At 42.3% G+C, this 17,162-nt stretch carries 17 protein-coding genes; 12 read left to right on the plus strand and 5 right to left on the minus strand.

All coding sequences use genetic code 11. The features are described from left to right. The first annotated feature begins 465 nt into the window (after positions 1–465). Together FXW34_RS12850 and spoIID are read left to right on the plus strand one after the other, a co-directional pair. Positions 466–984 carry a DUF1648 domain-containing protein gene (locus FXW34_RS12850; protein WP_147534414.1) on the plus strand — a complete coding sequence of 173 codons (519 nt, stop codon included), beginning with the start codon at positions 466–468 and terminating at the stop codon, positions 982–984. A gap of 207 nt (positions 985–1,191) precedes the next feature. After that, on the plus strand, positions 1,192–2,253 hold the full coding sequence (gene spoIID, locus FXW34_RS12855) for a stage II sporulation protein D (protein ID WP_147534415.1): 1,062 nt from the start codon (positions 1,192–1,194) through the stop codon (positions 2,251–2,253). A gap of 307 nt (positions 2,254–2,560) precedes the next feature. On the opposite strand, the gene FXW34_RS23635 is transcribed toward spoIID, so the two are convergent. Then, entirely contained in the window at positions 2,561–2,866 is a 306-nt protein-coding gene (locus tag FXW34_RS23635) for a VanZ family protein (protein ID WP_342780722.1), read from the minus strand. A 349-nt stretch (positions 2,867–3,215) separates the two neighbouring features. On the opposite strand from FXW34_RS23635, the gene spoIIQ reads away from it, so the two are divergent. The 6 genes from spoIIQ (at position 3,216) to FXW34_RS12890 (ending at position 9,869) form a co-directional block, all read left to right on the plus strand. After that, positions 3,216–4,220: a stage II sporulation protein SpoIIQ gene (gene spoIIQ, locus FXW34_RS12865; RefSeq protein WP_147534417.1), complete on the plus strand. Its 1,005-nt coding sequence runs from the start codon at positions 3,216–3,218 to the stop codon at positions 4,218–4,220. A 756-nt stretch (positions 4,221–4,976) separates the two neighbouring features. Next, positions 4,977–5,249, plus strand: coding sequence for a sporulation transcriptional regulator SpoIIID (gene spoIIID, locus FXW34_RS12870; protein ID WP_147534418.1), 273 nt, complete (start codon positions 4,977–4,979; stop codon positions 5,247–5,249). A 409-nt stretch (positions 5,250–5,658) separates the two neighbouring features. Beyond that, positions 5,659–6,660: a rod shape-determining protein gene (gene mreB, locus FXW34_RS12875; RefSeq protein ID WP_147534419.1), complete on the plus strand. Its 1,002-nt coding sequence runs from the start codon at positions 5,659–5,661 to the stop codon at positions 6,658–6,660. Between the two features lie 223 nt (positions 6,661–6,883). After that, positions 6,884–7,519, plus strand: a complete 636-nt coding sequence (locus FXW34_RS23375; RefSeq protein ID WP_246141036.1) for a DNA-directed RNA polymerase subunit beta — start codon at positions 6,884–6,886, stop codon at positions 7,517–7,519. Positions 7,520–7,579: 60 nt separating this feature from the next. Next, entirely contained in the window at positions 7,580–8,050 is a 471-nt protein-coding gene (gene fabZ / locus FXW34_RS12885) for a 3-hydroxyacyl-ACP dehydratase FabZ (protein WP_425457434.1), read from the plus strand. Positions 8,051–9,467: 1,417 nt separating this feature from the next. Next, positions 9,468–9,869 carry a hypothetical protein gene (locus FXW34_RS12890; protein WP_147534421.1) on the plus strand — a complete coding sequence of 134 codons (402 nt, stop codon included), beginning with the start codon at positions 9,468–9,470 and terminating at the stop codon, positions 9,867–9,869. Positions 9,870–9,950: 81 nt separating this feature from the next. On the opposite strand, the gene FXW34_RS12895 is transcribed toward FXW34_RS12890, so the two are convergent. Further along, a complete protein-coding gene (locus FXW34_RS12895; protein WP_147534422.1) occupies positions 9,951–10,397 on the minus strand; it encodes a YwpF family protein in 447 nt (148 codons plus the stop codon). Positions 10,398–10,656: 259 nt separating this feature from the next. Between FXW34_RS12895 and FXW34_RS12900 the strand changes: the two genes are divergently transcribed. The 3 genes from FXW34_RS12900 (at position 10,657) to FXW34_RS12910 (ending at position 12,604) form a co-directional block, all read left to right on the plus strand. Continuing rightward, positions 10,657–11,364 (plus strand): single-stranded DNA-binding protein, encoded by a 708-nt coding sequence (locus FXW34_RS12900; RefSeq protein ID WP_147534423.1) that lies wholly within the window; start codon positions 10,657–10,659, stop codon positions 11,362–11,364. 13 nt (positions 11,365–11,377) lie between these two features. After that, entirely contained in the window at positions 11,378–11,608 is a 231-nt protein-coding gene (locus FXW34_RS12905; RefSeq protein ID WP_147534424.1) for a hypothetical protein, read from the plus strand. Positions 11,609–11,965: 357 nt separating this feature from the next. Then, entirely contained in the window at positions 11,966–12,604 is a 639-nt protein-coding gene (locus FXW34_RS12910) for a hypothetical protein (protein WP_147534425.1), read from the plus strand. Between the two features lie 85 nt (positions 12,605–12,689). Here FXW34_RS12910 and FXW34_RS12915 read toward each other — a convergent pair whose 3' ends face one another. The 3 genes from FXW34_RS12915 to FXW34_RS12925 form a co-directional block, all read right to left on the minus strand. After that, entirely contained in the window at positions 12,690–13,157 is a 468-nt protein-coding gene (locus FXW34_RS12915) for a hypothetical protein (protein WP_147534426.1), read from the minus strand. A 3-nt stretch (positions 13,158–13,160) separates the two neighbouring features. Continuing rightward, entirely contained in the window at positions 13,161–13,949 is a 789-nt protein-coding gene (locus tag FXW34_RS12920; protein ID WP_147534427.1) for a hypothetical protein, read from the minus strand. A gap of 257 nt (positions 13,950–14,206) precedes the next feature. After that, a complete protein-coding gene (locus FXW34_RS12925) occupies positions 14,207–14,716 on the minus strand; it encodes a DoxX family protein (RefSeq protein WP_147534428.1) in 510 nt (169 codons plus the stop codon). Positions 14,717–15,240: 524 nt separating this feature from the next. On the opposite strand from FXW34_RS12925, the gene FXW34_RS12930 reads away from it, so the two are divergent. Then, a complete protein-coding gene (locus FXW34_RS12930; RefSeq protein WP_147534429.1) occupies positions 15,241–17,088 on the plus strand; it encodes a glycoside hydrolase family 13 protein in 1,848 nt (615 codons plus the stop codon). Positions 17,089–17,162: the final 74 nt, after the last annotated feature.

The following is a 17,162-nucleotide window of genomic DNA, read 5'->3' on the forward strand; positions in this document are numbered from 1 at the left end:
GTCGCCATTTGTAAAGAAAAACGTAAGAAATAAGACATTTTAAATAAGTAAAAAAATGGGAACAAGGTCTTTTATAGAACCATGTTCCCGTTTTTTCATTTAACAACTCTGAGTGAATGTAAAAAAAATACATAAATTCAATTTAAAGACACTCATGCAAGACTAATGGGTCTGTCCCCCGGTGCATCACCGCATCACCGTGCCGGGTGCCAGTCCCCCGGTGCATCACCGCATTACAGTGCAGGGGGCCAGTCCCCCGGTGCATCACCGCATCACCGTGTTGGGGGCCAGTCCCCGGGTGCATCACCGTAGCACCGTGCCGTAGTGGCAGTCCCTAGCAACACTGATGTGGCTATCTACTCTTGCTTCGAAAAGCCAGCCCAAATCAGTTACCACTCCCCAAATCAGCTATAATAAATCTAAGCCCAGATAAATATTAATTCATAAGAAAGGCAGGCACCTCATATGGACTACAATTCAAATAAATTCACCGAAAACCGTCCAAAACTTGATATTCCTTTTACACCGCTCCAAAAACTAAGCACAATCGTTTCATTCCTGTTGCTCATTGGCTGTATTGTCTACATCATTATAGAGTGGCCAACTTTACCAGATAAATTCCCCGGACATTTTAATGCGGCCGGCGAAGTGGATCGCTGGGGCAGCAAAACTGAAGTTTGGCTTCTTCCTACTATCGGATTTCTGCTGTGGCTTCCACTGACCATTCTTGAAAAGTATCCACATATTTACAATTATATAAATTTCATCGAACAGAATGCTGAAATCCAATATAAATACGCACGCTCGCTATTGAGCTTCATGAAATTTTTCATCGCGTTCTCTTTCTGTTATATCAGCGTTCAAAGCATTCAAATTGCCAAAGGAAGTGAGTTTGGTCTAGGGGTGTGGGAATTACCGATCTTCTTCGGCGCTATCTTTGGTTCAATTGCCGTATACCTCTTCAAAGTCATCCGACTCAAATAGCTGATTTTTGTCATAAAAGCCTGTCCCACACCATAAGATTGAATGAAACGATGCGGTAATGGAGGAAGGGGAATAGAAACCTTAAAACCCCAATCCTCCACTGCTGTGATGCGCTACTGCGCCGGGGGCCTGTCCCCCGTTACTGCAACGCGTTAAAGATGAGCAGGAGCCACCGCTGGCGTTACCCTTTCTATGGAGGCTTCGTACATGACAAAAGTCAAAGTTTACATCGTAGTCACGGCATTGTTGATTGTAGTAACACTCCTAGTACCGACCATACTAGTGCTTCCTTTTAATGAGGATCAGGCAAGCGGAAAACTCGGCGAAAAGCTAGCTAACAATCAGAATCAACCTAAAACACAAACAAACAACAGTCAGACTGTGGCAAGCCAGCAGCAGCCAACCGACTACGGTGTTGAGGTAGCTGTCTATCGAACTGCCTCACAGGCGATGGAAAAGCTGCCCCTTGAGCAATATGTGATTGGAGTGGTAGCAGCCGAAATGCCTGCCGATTTTGAGCTAGAGGCTCTCAAAGCCCAAGCCCTAACGGCAAGGACATACATCGTCAAGCAAATGGTCACTCAAAATCGGGTCGGTCTTCCAGCAGGAGCAGACACCGCTGACACCGAACTCCACCAAGTATACAAGAACGACACAGAGCTAAGGAGCCTTTGGAAATCCGATTATAGCTGGAAAATCCAAAAAATAAAGGAAGCTGTCGCTCAAACAGCTGGCCAAATTATCACCTTCAATGGCGAACCAATTACAGCCACCTTTTTTTCAACGAGCAACGGCTACACCGAAAACTCAGAGGATTACTGGTCTAATTCTTTCCCATACTTAAGAAGTGTCGAAAGTCCGTGGGATAAACAATCTCCTAAATTCTCCGATCAAAAAATCTTTACCATTTCGGAATTCGAAGCAAAGCTTGGCGTAAAATTAGCCAGCAAAGACTCCGTCGGCACAATTATCGAGCGGACAAAAGGTAAGCGCGTCGCCAAGGTTAAAATCAATGGTAAAACCTTAACCGGAAAAGAAATCCGAGAGAAGCTCGGCTTGAAGTCATCTGATTTCACCTGGACCGTAAAAGGCAACAACATCATCATTAACACAAAGGGCTACGGACACGGAGTCGGAATGAGCCAATACGGCGCCAACGGTATGGCCGCCGCCGGAAAAAACTATCAAGACATTGTCAAGCACTACTATCAGGGCGTGGAGATAGCAGCCTCCGACACCATGCTCGCCCAAATCACCGCGAAAAAATAACGAAAAGGCAGCCGCTCCTCGTAGCGACTGCCTTTTATTTGTTGATTTTTAAAATAAACACCATATCTCGGTCTGCCAGCAAGTTCATAGTGCCAAAACCCGCCTCGAAGTTCGCGAAACTGTCCGTATGAAAGGTCCATACGGCCAAAAACCCACTCGAAACTCTTGAAAGTGTCCGTATGAAGGGTCCATACGGCCAAAAACCCACCCGAAGTTCTCAAAACAGTCCTATAACAACTCATACCCACAATAAAGTAGATAGATTAATGGGCAATGTCCTAGATAGTAAAAGAAGAGGTTGTACTTCCTACCCTCGCACCTTCACAAACAACCTCTCAAACCCTCTCATAACCCTCCGTAACCAACCCAACCGTGTGCCATCGCCAAAATATGCGACTCGCACTAAATACCAGCTTATAAGCACGCCAGTCCAGTCCTTGACAGCGTCTATTAACGTCGCCGAACGATACGGCATAAAGGACTGGTGAATCTCATCAATAATCCCATACGATCCCGCAACAAGCGCACAAATCAAGCTTACCCGCGCCGTTAACGAAAAGCGCCCGCGTGACTGTGAACCAGCTGTCGATCCGGCAGACGAATCCGACTCCACTCCAGCACCACCACCAAAAGTCAGCACAGCCGCCACAAATAACCAATACAAAATCGCAAACTCTACTAAATGTAGTGATTCTTTAATAAAACGATCCACGCCTTGCGCGGGCAACTCTACCACCGCATCGCTTGGCAGGCTCGACATAATCCAAACCGCCACCATATAGGCGAAAGGTAAAACCCTGAAAAACCACCTAACAAAAACCATTAAAAATACTCCTTAAAAAATATTTGCAATCCATGCATAAAACTTTCAAACATGTCGAAAGATAAGACCAAAAAATTTTTTTCAGCAAATGTATATTATTCTCGCATTGTGTTCACAATGGTTGACAGAGGTGATGAAAATGAGAGAGGACGAAAAGAAACTTTCTTCTCAGGATTCTAGTATAAAGCGCTTTTTCAAAAAACGTTGGGTGATTCCAGCAATCTATCTCGCGAGCGCTGCTATTATCCTAACTGGAATTCTATGGTATCAAAACAGTAAAGATTTGGGTTCAGAAAATCTGGACTACAACGCAACAGACATTTCTGGCAAAAAAATCAACGAACAGCCAGCCGTCGAAGTAAACCGCACAATGGAGAACTTCGTGATGCCTGTTAGCACTCCTGAAGACGTCGTGATTCAAAAACAATTCTATGAATTTGACGGCAAAAAGGAAGAACAAGTCGCTGCATTAGTAGAGTACAAGAACTCGTACCATCCAAACACTGGTATCGATATTACGATGAGAGACAAAAAGGCTTTTGATGTTGTCGCGTCATTAAGCGGTACAGTTACTGACGTCAGAGAAGATTCCCTGCTAGGTAATGTCATCGAAATCGAACACGACAAAGGTATTGTAACACAATATTCATCTGTTACGGATATCGAAGTTGAAGCTGGTGACGAAGTCGAACAAGGTCAAAGCTTGGCAACTGCTGGAAAAAGCTTATATAACGAAGATGCTGGCGTACACGTTCACTTCGAAATCCGCAAGGACAACGTGCCTGTCAATCCTGTAGACTTTATCAACAAGCCACTTAACGCTCTTCAAGATGCTGAAGTGGAGCCAAATAAAGCTGCAGAAGATGACAGCAAAACAGAAGACGACAAAGCCACTGACAATAAAGATGTAAAAGAAGAAAAAGAATCAACAACAAACTCAAAGCCATCTGAAGACAAAGAGTCAACAGATGAAGGCAAACCTGCTGATGATAAAAAATCAACAGAAGAAAGCACGCCAACTGATGACAGTGGTAAATCAGAAGACGACAAGTCAACTGATTCTGAAAAAGACGCTGAATCTGGAAAAGGTGACAAGCCTGCCGAAGACAGTAAAAAACCAGCTGCATCAAGCATGAATTCATAATCAAGCACATAAGCTCGCAGAGGAAGCCTCCTTTGCGGGCTTTCTTTGTTGCTTAGGAGATTATAAATTTTAATGCTGTGGATAAGTTTCACCACGTTATACACGTCTAGCGAAAGCGGCCTAGGAGCTCGGGGTCACAAGCTTGTTGTTTAGTGAATGGGCTAGGAGCGATGGTCTAAGCCAAATCCCTCCAGAGATTATCATCTCTTGCGTGATTCGTCTTACGCCCGTAGCTCCTGAACGAGCCACTTAACTTTTCCTACTATCCCTTCCGGAAATTAGGATTTCCTGCAGGGCGGACCTTGCCCTGTCGCCCCTGATCAAGGCGCTTGTGCTATTGTTCCGTCCAGCGTTCTCGATAAAACTGCTCAACACTAAGTTCGTGGCGGCATTCGGTCTTTATTTTTCAAAAAATCAAGCAATTTCACTTCAATAATCAAAATTTTCCAAAAATTATCCGTCCTGTTTCACTATTTTGTGCATATTCCCGTCCGCGACTTAATAAACTGTTACAAACCTTACAAAGGAAGTGTTTGAGGTGAGGAGTCGTACGCAGGCAGCGAATTTAGTTGGAGATATGATTAATTTACGCAAAACCAGAAAGTAAACGCTTTCTGCCGCATGGTAAATGATCCAAACAAAAACCAGTTCAGATAAATCCCAGAGACATCACGTGCGGATTGACAGCATCAGGGCTTTCGAAAAGCGGATCTCATTTCACGCTTCTCATCTTCAATTTTAGGGAGGGCGAGTGGTGTGCACGATTACATCAAAGAGAGAACTATCAAGATTGGAAAGTATATCGTGGAAACGAGAAAAACAGTTCGCGTAATCGCGAAGGAGTTTGGCGTGTCCAAAAGTACAGTCCATAAAGACCTGACAGAAAGACTTCCAGAAATCAACCCCGATCTAGCTAATGAAGTGAAGGAAATCTTAGATTATCATAAATCAATCCGCCATCTAAGGGGTGGCGAAGCAACGAAACTTAAATATCGTAAAGAGGAATTTGAAGAGGAACCGGTGCAGTAGCACCACATTTGTGTGTAAAGGGCAACCGGCGCACAATGAAACAAACCAAAGAACCTCCTGAAAGCTATTGGAAATTTTTAAACGGAGATGACGGCTAATAATGAAGAGAACCAGCTTGTAACAAGCATTGGTTCTTTTTTTTGCGCAAAATTCACTTCAAAGGCACTTCAACTGCACTATTTTTCAAAAAATCACCCTAAAAAACTTGTCAACAAATATTTTTCTACTAATTTTGACAAAACTCCTCAAAAATAATACTTATTTTGACAATTTCATTATCCCTTTTGGACAAAATATGTTAAAATATAAAATTAGGACAGAACTGTGCTCGTAAAGATAAGCAGTGAAGGCAACTGTTGTACAGAAGTAGCTGGAACTGGCCAAATGTTTCAAGGAGGAACGAAATAAAATGTTCGCTAGGGATATTGGAATCGACTTAGGTACGGCAAACGTGTTAATTCATGTTAAAGGCCGTGGAATTGTACTAAATGAACCGTCTGTGGTGGCGATCGATAAAAATACAAATAAAGTATTAGCCGTTGGTGAAGAAGCAAGACGTATGGTCGGCCGGACACCAGGTAATATCGTAGCTATTCGTCCATTGAAAGATGGAGTCATCGCTGATTTTGACGTAACAGAAGCCATGTTAAAGCATTTCATAAACAAACTCAATGTGAAAGGCTTTTTATCAAAGCCACGTATCTTAATTTGTTGCCCAACCAACATTACAAGCGTTGAGCAAAAAGCTATCAAAGAAGCTGCTGAAAAAAGTGGCGGTAAAAAAGTTTACTTAGAAGAAGAACCAAAAGTAGCTGCGATTGGCGCGGGCATGGATATTTTCCAACCTAGCGGTAACATGGTTGTTGACATCGGTGGTGGAACAACTGACATCGCAGTGCTATCAATGGGAGATATCGTAACATCATCATCGATCAAAATGGCCGGTGATAAATTTGATATGGAAATCCTTCATTATATCAAACGTGAATACAAGCTATTAATCGGTGAACGTACTGCTGAAGATATTAAAGTCAACATCGCAACAGTATTCCAAGGCTCACGTGACGAGGAAATGGAAATCCGCGGCCGTGACATGGTTTCAGGACTTCCACGCACGATCACAGTTCGCTCGGCTGAAATCGAAGCAGCCCTTCGCGAATCAATTGCAGTCATCGTTCAGGCGGCAAAAAGCGTTCTTGAACGCACACCACCAGAACTATCTGCTGACATCATCGACCGCGGCGTTATCCTAACAGGCGGTGGCGCACTACTTCACGGCATCGATATGCTACTAGCTGAAGAGCTTAAGGTACCAGTCCTTGTCGCTGAAAACCCAATGGATTGCGTAGCAATCGGAACAGGTATCATGTTAGACAACATCGACAAAATACCTTCAAGAAGATTCGGATAAAGAAATTCAAGCTCGGTGTTTTTTGGAAAAATAACCAAGAAATGCTGAGCTTTTTTATTTTTCAGGATAAAATAAAAACCCCACAGAACGGCCTAGAAACGACCCGGAGATTAAATTTCTGACCTTTTTCTACAAATTCTAATGTCTATTCCGCAAAATTTTCTTATAATAGAATAAAATAAGGATAGTGAAATCGGAATTTTCTCTAAAGGAGTACAAATAAATGTCAGTAACTGATACTAAACCTGAAACGGCAAAATCGCAGCCACCAGCTGGCAGGGACGCAGCCGTCGCGGTCCAAACTAAACCACCCACACCCACGACGACCGATAATAAAGGCGCTCTGCCAACAGGAGCTCCACAACCATCAGTACCTGTTAAAGTGAAAGCAGAGGCTCAACAGGCGGGTGCAGCGGCTCAAGAAGGAGCAACACCAAACCTGGACCAAAAGGCACAGCAAGCAGCAACACCAAACCTGAATCAAAACGCTCAGCAAGCTGCACCTTCAAACCTGGACCAAAACGATCAGCAAGCGGGAACGATGGCGCCATTGGTGGGCATAAAGGAAAAAATTCAGCAAACAAGAGAGCAAATCAAAAAAGATCGAGTTCAACAAGGAAATGCCGAGGCTGAGGCTGAGGCCGATCAGCAAGGAGAACAGCAGCAGAAAAGCCTAAAGCGTACGCGGATCCGCTTAATCCCAATTTGGTTGCGCATCGTCATTATTTTTCTCCTGCTTGTATTCAGCCTTGTCGCTGGGACGATGGTGGGTTACGGCGTCATCGGCGGTGGCAATCCATGGGAAGTCCTCAAGCAATCCACCTGGACTCACATTGTCGACCTCATCAACAAAGAATGATCTAGCCAAGGAAGGGACATGCACCCTTCCTTTTCAATTACGGGTATTTTTAGTACAATGATGTATAGTACCAAATATTATGAGGAGGTCATAAAATTGTTAAACGTAGATGAAATTAAACAAATTATTCCACATCGATATCCATTTTTACTTGTTGATAAAATCCTAGAAGTTGAAGAAGGCGTCCGCGCGGTCGGCATCAAAAACGTAACCGCTAACGAAGAATTCTTCAACGGGCATTTTCCAGATTTCCCTGTAATGCCAGGCGTTCTAATCGTAGAAGCCTTAGCGCAGGTCGGCGCAGTGGCTATGCTTAAAAAGGAAGAAAACCGCGGCCGTCTCGCATTCTTCGGTGGCATCGATAACTGCCGCTTCAAGCGCCAAGTTCGCCCAGGCGATACTCTTCGCCTTGAAGTAGAAATGACCCGTGTGCGCGGTTCAATCGGCAAAGGTAAAGGAGTCGCAACAGTTGACGGCGAAGTCGCTTGCGAACTCGAAATGACCTTCGCACTCGGACCAAAACAAGAATAGCTCCAAAATGTAAACGGACATCACCTTGTTGATGTCCGTTTTGTTGTTTCAGAAGTAACTTTGTGGAAAAAACCTACTCCGAGGTAGATTCAAACTTGAAATGAATTTACCTAGCAAGAGACAAAATGCTCCAGGTAAATTCAAAGGGCAAATGAATTTACCTAGCGTGCAAAAAAGTGCTCCAGGTAAATCAAATCGTCAATGAATTTACCTAGCGTGTAAAAAAGTGCTCCAGGTAAATTCAAATCACAAATGAATTTACCTAGCGTGAGAAAAAGTGCTCCAGGTAAATTCAAATCGCAAATGAATTTACCTAGCGTGTAAAAAAGTGCTCCAGGTAAATTCAAACCGCAAATGAGTTTACCTAGTGTATGAAAAAGTGCTCCAGGTAAATTCAAAGAGTAAATGAATATACCTAGCGTGCAAAAAAGTCCCTCAGGTAAATTCAAATCGTAAATGAATATACCTAGCGTGAGAAAAAGTCCCCCAGGTAAATTCAAATCGTAAATGAATATACCTAGCGTGAGAAAAAGTGCTCCAGGTAATTCAAACCGCAAATGAATTTACCTAGCATGAGACAAAATGCTCCAGGTAAATTCAAATCGTAAATGAATATACCTAGCGTGAGAAAAAGTTCCCCAGGTAAATTCAAATCGTAAATGAATTTACATTTTGCCCAGATCAAGCTTCAAAACCGAAAAAAGGAAACATAGACAGTCTCTATGTGCCCAAATCAAGCTTCAAAATCGAAAAAAGGTAACATAGACGGGCTCTATGTGCCCAAATCAAGCCTCAAAACTAAAAAACGGAAACATAGACAGTCTCTATGTGTCCAAATCAAGCTTCAAAATCGAAAAAAGGTTACATAGACATGCTCTATGTGCCCAAATCAAAGCTTCAAAATCGAAAAGAGGTAACATAGGCGGGCTCTATGTGCCCAAATCAAGCCTCAAAACTAAAAAACGGTCGCATAGACAGACTCTATGTGCCCAAATCAAAGCCCAAAACTAAAAAACGGTCGCATAGACAATCTCTATGTACCCAAATCAAAGCCCAAAACTAAAAAACGGTCGCATAGATAGTCTCTATGTGCCCAAACAGAGCATTAAAATCGAAATAAGGTAGCATAGACAGGCTCCACATGCCCAAATCAAGCCTCAAAATCGAAAAACGGTCACGAGCTAGAACGAGCAAAAAAGCGCTCCAGGTAAATCCAATCCACAAAGCCCTCCTCAACGCCTCTCAGATAAATCCCAATTGCAAAAACGCACTAAATCCATAAAGCGGACTCGACAAATGACCCCTGTAAATGAATTGGAAAAAATACGTTGTAAAGTTTCTGATGTCAATCGGGAAACATAACTGCAGACCAGTGAAACAAGGTCAATTTTTACAAAAAGAAAGGGGCTTTTACAATATGAAAAAGAAGTTATTTGCGATTATTGGGGGAACTCTTCTGTCTGCAACAATGTTAGTTGGCTGTGCTGATACGGATGACCCGCCTCCAGAAGACGATAATAATGGTGCGGAAATAAAGAACTTCAACGACCGCGATAACGGAATTCTGAATCGCGATAGAGATAATAATGGCGTACTCGACGACAATGACAATGGTCGTGACATTAATAACGGAATGAACAACGGCAGATTCCGTGACAATGACATAAACAATGGTGTAAACAATGGAAATAGAACCCTTGATACGCGCGACAGAAACACCGATAATGACGGTGACATAATGAGAGACAATAATGGTCGAGGCGAAGATTTAATTGAGGACAGAAATGATGCAAACGACCGTAACAATAAAGACAGATAGAAAAAATGGGCGATTCCTTTTTGAAAGGGACGCCCATTGTCTTGATTTTTGTAAAAATAAATATTGAGGGTCGCTTCATCCTCAATGTGAAGTGGATTTATTTGTAGGGGTCAAGTACGGTTTACTCTTCATTTTCTCCTTAAATTCCTCGAGGAGAGTGTCGCCGTTTAAACCTTGATCTAACAAGTCCTTTAACAGAATCTCCGAATAATTTTTCCGGGAGGTTCGCTTTAAGTTACCTTGGAGCATAATGCTGACATTTTTTTCTAATCTGGTGATGGAACGCGTTTTGATATGGAAGGAAACGGGGTCATTGTCTTTCTTAGTGATGACGACGCGGATAATTCGGTCTTCTTGATTTTGCATTGCTTTTTCAAAAAAACTGATTTGCTCGGGCTTTGTATAAATTTCAATGAGCCAAGTGTTTTTCTCATCTTCTTTATTGATTATCAAACCATCAACCAGTTCAATTTCCCGGAATGTATCATTTTCAAACACCTCTAATGAAATCAGCTTAAATGTCTTCATTCTAAGTCCTCCCTTCATGAAATTTGCTCAAATTATAACATATGGACAATAAAAGCCAAAATTTCACTTTGTCGAAAAATAAATCCAAAATAGGCCATTTTAGCAGTATCAAGGATAAATTCTCAGCGAAATTTGATTTTTCTAGGGGGATTTTGGAGGTTTAAGGGGTATTTTTGCATGAAAAAATTTTTTTTGCTAATTTTACCTTTAAAGAAAAAAATAGGAGAATGGATTTATCAAAATAGAGAGGAGATGAGAAATGATAAATCAAGTAACGCTGGTTGGCAGATTAACGAAAGACCCCGATTTACGGGTGACTGGTGATGGCATCCCGGTCACGCATGTCACATTAGCGGTTAACCGCCATTTTAAAAATCATGATGGTCAAATCGAAGCTGATTTCGTCCAATGTACCCTATGGCGAAAAACTGCCGAAAACACTGCTCGATTTTGCCAAAAAGGCTCTGTCATTGGCATAACCGGGAGAATTCAATCCCGCCATTATGATAACAACGATGGCAAAAGGATTTATTTAACCGAAGTAGTAGCTGACTCAGTCCAATTTCTTGGAAAAAAAGTATCAGCTAATGCGTCTATCCCTGTTCCTGCACCACCGCAAAGGCAAGCTGTGGACTCACACAACGGGGCAGCTGCCCCTCAGGCTGTGGCTAGCACACAAGTCATTGCTAGCGTTCAAACAGCCGCTGATACATCCATCCAACAAGAATCTCAAAATCAAATCACTGCACAACCTCAAACAGCATCGGTTAGTGCGGCAACTCAAGTGTTGCAAGGAAATCAATCAACACAAGTGAATCCAGTAGATCAAGGCACTCATGGGATTCAAACGGCTCAAACGACACAAGCTTCGAGTGATCAGCCCAATTCTGCTCTCGTTGCAGGAGCAGTAGCTGCAAATCAATCTGGCCATGGCTCTGCACCGGATGCGGTAGAGTTGCCATTCTAGGAGGCCGCATTGTATGAATCGAGTGGAAATTGACAGGTCATTAGAGCAAAATCAAAAGTTAGAACTTTTAATTGAAAGCTTAATTGCCATGTTGGGACGTTCCAATCAAAGATTGGATGAATTGACTCTACGCATAAATCAAGTTGAGCAATTCATCATTGAGGCAGCGCCTACAGTGCCCCCAAGTCACGATGACTGCTTCTCAATCATTTGTCAAAAGGAAAAAACGGTACCGAGAGCTTAGAGAAACGTACATAATAACATTGTTTAATCCAACAAATCGCAAGGTACTATTGAACTAATTGATTCAAAGCATAAATCAAATTTCGTTTATGTTTTTTTGGTCCATTCAATATTTCCACCCATATATAGAATCAATGGTTGCCGCGATCATCCTCTACTTAGGGTGCCTGACGCTTGTCAGGCACCCCTTTTGCGCACTAAAGCATTGGGGGACTGTCCCCCAATGCAGTAACGCAGTGAAGTGGCGGGGGACAGTCCCCCACTGCTTCACTGCATGAAAGCAGAAAGAAAAATGTGATATGCTATGGGGGAGTGAATAGTGAATCCCTTTGTAATAGCAAGGAGGAATAGGAACATTATGATCAACAAAATGACTCTACAATACAAAAGCGTTTATACAGACCTAGAATTTGAAAGGGCAGACCTGTTTGCAGCAATTAATCAGAAATACCAAATAAAAACAGTGCTTTACCCAGGCTGCAATATTCATGTCACTCCCGCTTTTTATTTCCAACATGTCGTATTCGTTGATATCGCAGACAATGCCATCCAATTCTTTTCGGACCAAACAGATGTACAACAATTCATCAATAGTCATAAGAAGTACAAACAATCTTCATATATTCGTTTTATCAATCAAGATTATACAACCCAGCTACCCCTTATCGATAATGAATATGATCTACTCATCTCCCTTTTTGCTGGTGGCATCTCAAAGGCCTGTGGTCGGTACATAATAAATGGCGGTTATCTGTTAACAAATAATCACCATAATGATGCCCATGATGCAATAACGAGTGGACAATTTAAACTAATAGCCATCATCCACAAAAAACAAAAGAAATACGAAATAAGCGAAGCAAATCTAGAAAAACACATAACGCAAATCGAAAAGAACTTACAATCAAAGCAACAACTCTGCAAAAACAATCCAGCCGGTGGTATTCAATACAAACAAAACGAAACCTTCTACCTCTTCACCAAAACAAAGCGTTAAAGCAGCGGGGGACAGTCCCCCAATGCAGTAACGCAGTGAAGTGATGGGGGACAGTCCCCCGCCACTTTACAGTGTGAAAGTAATTCTATGGCCTAGTCTTAATCTTTGCCACTCCTAACGCAAAATGGTCCCAAAGAATATTTTCAACTTGATCTGTTCTACTATCATCGCAATCAACAATCATGATGACCTCACCTTGTTTTCCCTTTAGCAATCTTTGTCGTTTCCGAATTACCTTTAATATGACCAATTTAATAAGAAAACCAAGCAAAAAACCACCACTAGCCCCAATTAGTCCCCAGAAAATGGGTCCCCAAGTTAAAATAAACCCAATACTTGCCCCAATCACGGAAAATGCAGTAGCAAGCGCCATCCCGATATCAATCATCGAGATTCCATCTGCGCGGTCAAGCGTATCGAATAATCGGCGTTCTTCCACCCGATTTTCCAACAACACAACGAAAATATCCTCTTTTTGAATCCCTTTTTGTTCCAACTCCGAGATGGCTAATTCTAAGTAAATTGTATGCTCGAAGGTTGAGAAAATTTGCATAACTCAAGTCACCTTTGTCCCTTTTTTAATTGTAAAATGAGGATGCTGATAGTTCGATCTAAAATAAGTCCGTTGTTCGCTTTCAAATAATTTATTATTTTCAACAGTATTTATGTAGGAATCAAAAACAGAAAATCCATAAACAGAGGGCAAAAATAATAGCCATTCAGCTACTAATACAGAGGTTGACTCCTGCAACTTTCCTATGAATAGTAAATTAAGCGCCTCAAGCACATGAGACTGATAGAAAAATACAACCGACCAAATGATAACGAAAAAAGCAGTAATAATACGATGAATATAAAGTTCCCCTAAACCTGGAACACACATTGACCAAAAGACAGCTAGTGAAGGTTTTCGTTTATCAAGATAGTTAATCTCCATCGTTCCAATACTAAAGGAATTAAATCGATGATTTTCTCTTTCTGCTAAAATAAACACCTTGTTTAAATCGACAGTTGTTCGGTAGCTATCCCAAATCGCAAAAATATAAACAGGGATATATATAAGGAGCCAGCGCGTATCTAAAACATCTTTGGCTTTATCAATTTTGCCTTGAAATGAATATATCATTGCTAAATTCACATGAGATTGTAGATTGATAATAACCTCCCACATAAATAAAACAAATCCGCGAAGATATTTTGAAAGAAGAAGATGACCGAAACCCGGAAAAGCCGCTGACCACCAAGCGATAATATATGGATTTCTTAGGTGAATTTGTGTACTCCCAAAAGTACTTAAATACGCCTTATAACGCCTAGCGGTATTTTCATTCGAAAAATTATTCATCGCAAAACCCCTACCCAATTCAGTTAGCATAAAGGCAAACAAAAAAAGTCCATTATATTCCACCTATAATATTTACCAACAAATAAAAAAATATCCAACACCCCATCACATTAAAGCAGTGGGGGACAGTCCCCCAACACGTTAACGCAACACCGCAGTGGGGGACAGTCCCCCACCATAGTAAAGCGTTAAAGAAAAGAGTGGGAATCTTGGACACCCGCTCCAATTCAAAAAAAACTTAAATTTCAAACCCCATACTACTTTCCAAACTTCGACCTAGCATGCTCCTCACTAAACACTGTCCGTCGAAGATACGGAATCACCCAACGATCTAATCCAAATCTACCGGCATTAAACCCAGCAAACAGCACAATCATCCCCAAGAATATATCCGTCGGATTATGTGAAACCGTCCCCGCCATAAAAAATGAAAAATTCATGACCATCGCAAAAAACATCGCCGCGGTGGTCAAACAACCAAGTATGAGCCCCAATCCGACCAAAAACTCACCTAGAGGAATCACCCAATTAATCACATCGACATTTGGCAGCGCAAAACCATCCAGAAGACTCACGTACCAGCCATAAACAAGGTTCCCGTCAGGCCCCTTAACCGGATTTTTAATTGCATTTATCAAATAACCAGAAGCATCAAAATCTCCGACTAGTTTTTTGTACCCCGCCATCAGCCACGAATAGCCCAGAAAAAGCCGTATGACTGTCAAAATTCCCGCTGCAAAACCATTCTCTCGCCAAAAGCTAACCATTAGAAATCTCTCCTTAGAAAATTGTTATTAATCTGACCCCAATCGATTACAATTCCTCAGCAGCCAAGCAAGCCGATTGCCCTAGCTTGCTCAACCGCTAACACTCCTTCCAACTAAATTTGCCTTATCCTATGTAAAAGAGAGACCCCCAGTTTGCACTATTTCATTACTTTATATATAAAAACAAATAGACACCATTCGCCTGCAAGAAAAGTCGAAAAGCCTTACGTTTCAACTGAAATAAATAAGGCAACGCTAGTGACATGAAAATCATCAGCAAACGCTAACAACTAACTAGGCACTAGCGTAATATAGACATGACGAGATATTCGCTTCACTTGAAACACATACTTACAAAGGATCCAGTCTAGTCTAGCCTAGTTTAGTTTAGTCCAGTTAAGTCTAGTGAACCAACCGGTTACAGCCAAATGCATCCAGAAACATCACTCCAGAGACCCGCACGTACAGTACCTATTACAAAATGCCATTCATAACAAAACAAATTCTAACAGTGAGGTAAGCACATGAAAAAAACATGGTGGAAAGAGGCAGTTGCCTACCAAATCTATCCAAGAAGCTTTATGGATACAAATGGAGACGGAATTGGCGACATCCAAGGCATTATCTCAAAACTTGATTACTTAAAAGAACTCGGCGTTGACCTCCTTTGGATATGTCCAATGTTCGACTCGCCGAATGACGATAATGGCTACGATATAAGAAATTACAATGAAATCTTGGCAGAATTCGGGACGATGGCTGATTTCGACCAACTTCTGCAAGAAGCTCATCGCCGCGATATGAGGCTTATCCTTGACCTTGTCATCAACCATACGAGCGATGAGCACCCGTGGTTCATTGAATCGCGCGCTTCAAAGGCCTCATCCAAGCGGGATTGGTACATTTGGCGTGATGGGCGAGGGGGGGATAGCGCCAATATTACAAACCAACACGAAGCCCATTTAACCGCAGAATCTGACTACAGAGTTGATATCGAAGCCGCTACGGAGCTTGCAGTACGGCCGGATGACTCCCAAACAATCGAAAGCCAAGTAACAGAAGTGACCCAAGTAACACCAACAGCTCCCCCAAATAATTGGGAGAGCATATTCGGCGGCTCAGCCTGGGAATACGACAAAGTCACCGATCAGTACTATCTTCATCTGTTCTCGCGCAAACAGCCAGACCTTAATTGGGAAAATCAAGAAGTTCGCAAAGCACTTTATGAAATGATTAATTGGTGGCTTGATAAAGGAATTGACGGCTTCCGTGTTGATGCTATCAGCCATATAAAAAAGGAACCTGGCTTACATGACATGCCAAATCCAAACGGGGAACAGTACGTCGAGGCGTTCCCAAAAATGATGAATGTCGACGGCATCCACACACATCTCGAGGAACTAAAGCAGCAAACCTTCGCCAAATACGATATTGTCACTGTCGGCGAGGCAAACGGAGTCTCAATCGACAATCCGAATGATATCGAACAATGGGTGGGCGAGACTCAAGGCAAATTCAATATGGTCTTCCAATTCGAGCATATGGCTCTTTGGGATGCTGAAACAAAAAAAGATCTCGATATTATCCGACTAAAAGAAGTCCTAACTCGCTGGCAAAAAGGGCTAGAAGGCAAAGGATGGAACGCCTTATTTCTTGAAAATCACGACAAGCCCCGGATGGTTTCTACCTGGGGCAATGACAAACAATATTGGCGTGAAAGTGCAACAGTCTTTGCGGCGATGTACTTTTTGATGCAGGGCACGCCGTTCATTTATCAAGGTCAGGAAATCGGTATGACCAACGTTCATTATTCAACAATTGAAGATTACAATGATGTGGCTACACGCAATCTGTATCACAATAAGCGCCAAGCGGGTGCCCCTCATGAGGAAATCATGGCGATTGTATGGGACTCTAGCCGCGACAACTCTCGCACGCCGATGCAATGGTCTCAAGCAGAGAATGCTGGTTTTACCGCTGGCAAGCCTTGGTTAAAAATAAATCCGAATTACGTTGACATCAATGTTGAGCGCCAACTAGCCGAAGAATCGTCGATCCTAAATTTCTATAAAAAAATGATTGCGCTGAAAAAATCAATGCCGGTATTCACCTACGGCAGCTATGAACTGATTCAAAGAGACCACCCGCAAATCTATGCCTATACGCGGACACTTACGGGTAGTGAAAATGACAAAGACGAAAAAATCATCATCATTGCAAACCTCTCTGCGGAAATAGCCTACTTTCAAGCGGAGCAGGGCATGCTGCTGCAACACGAAAAAATGCTACTCCACAACTATGAAGTAGCACAACACGAGCCACTGGCTCAGCTCGAACTAAAACCATACGAAACACGCACATACACGCTTTAACGCGATGGGGGACTGTCCCCCATCGCGTTAAAGCGTTAAATATTATTACTGCAAAGTGGAGTTTGAGTCCAATC

This window comes from Bacillus marasmi (assembly GCF_902168435.1).
GTDB classification, from domain to species: Bacteria; Bacillota; Bacilli; order Bacillales; family Cytobacillaceae; genus Bacillus_BU; species Bacillus_BU marasmi.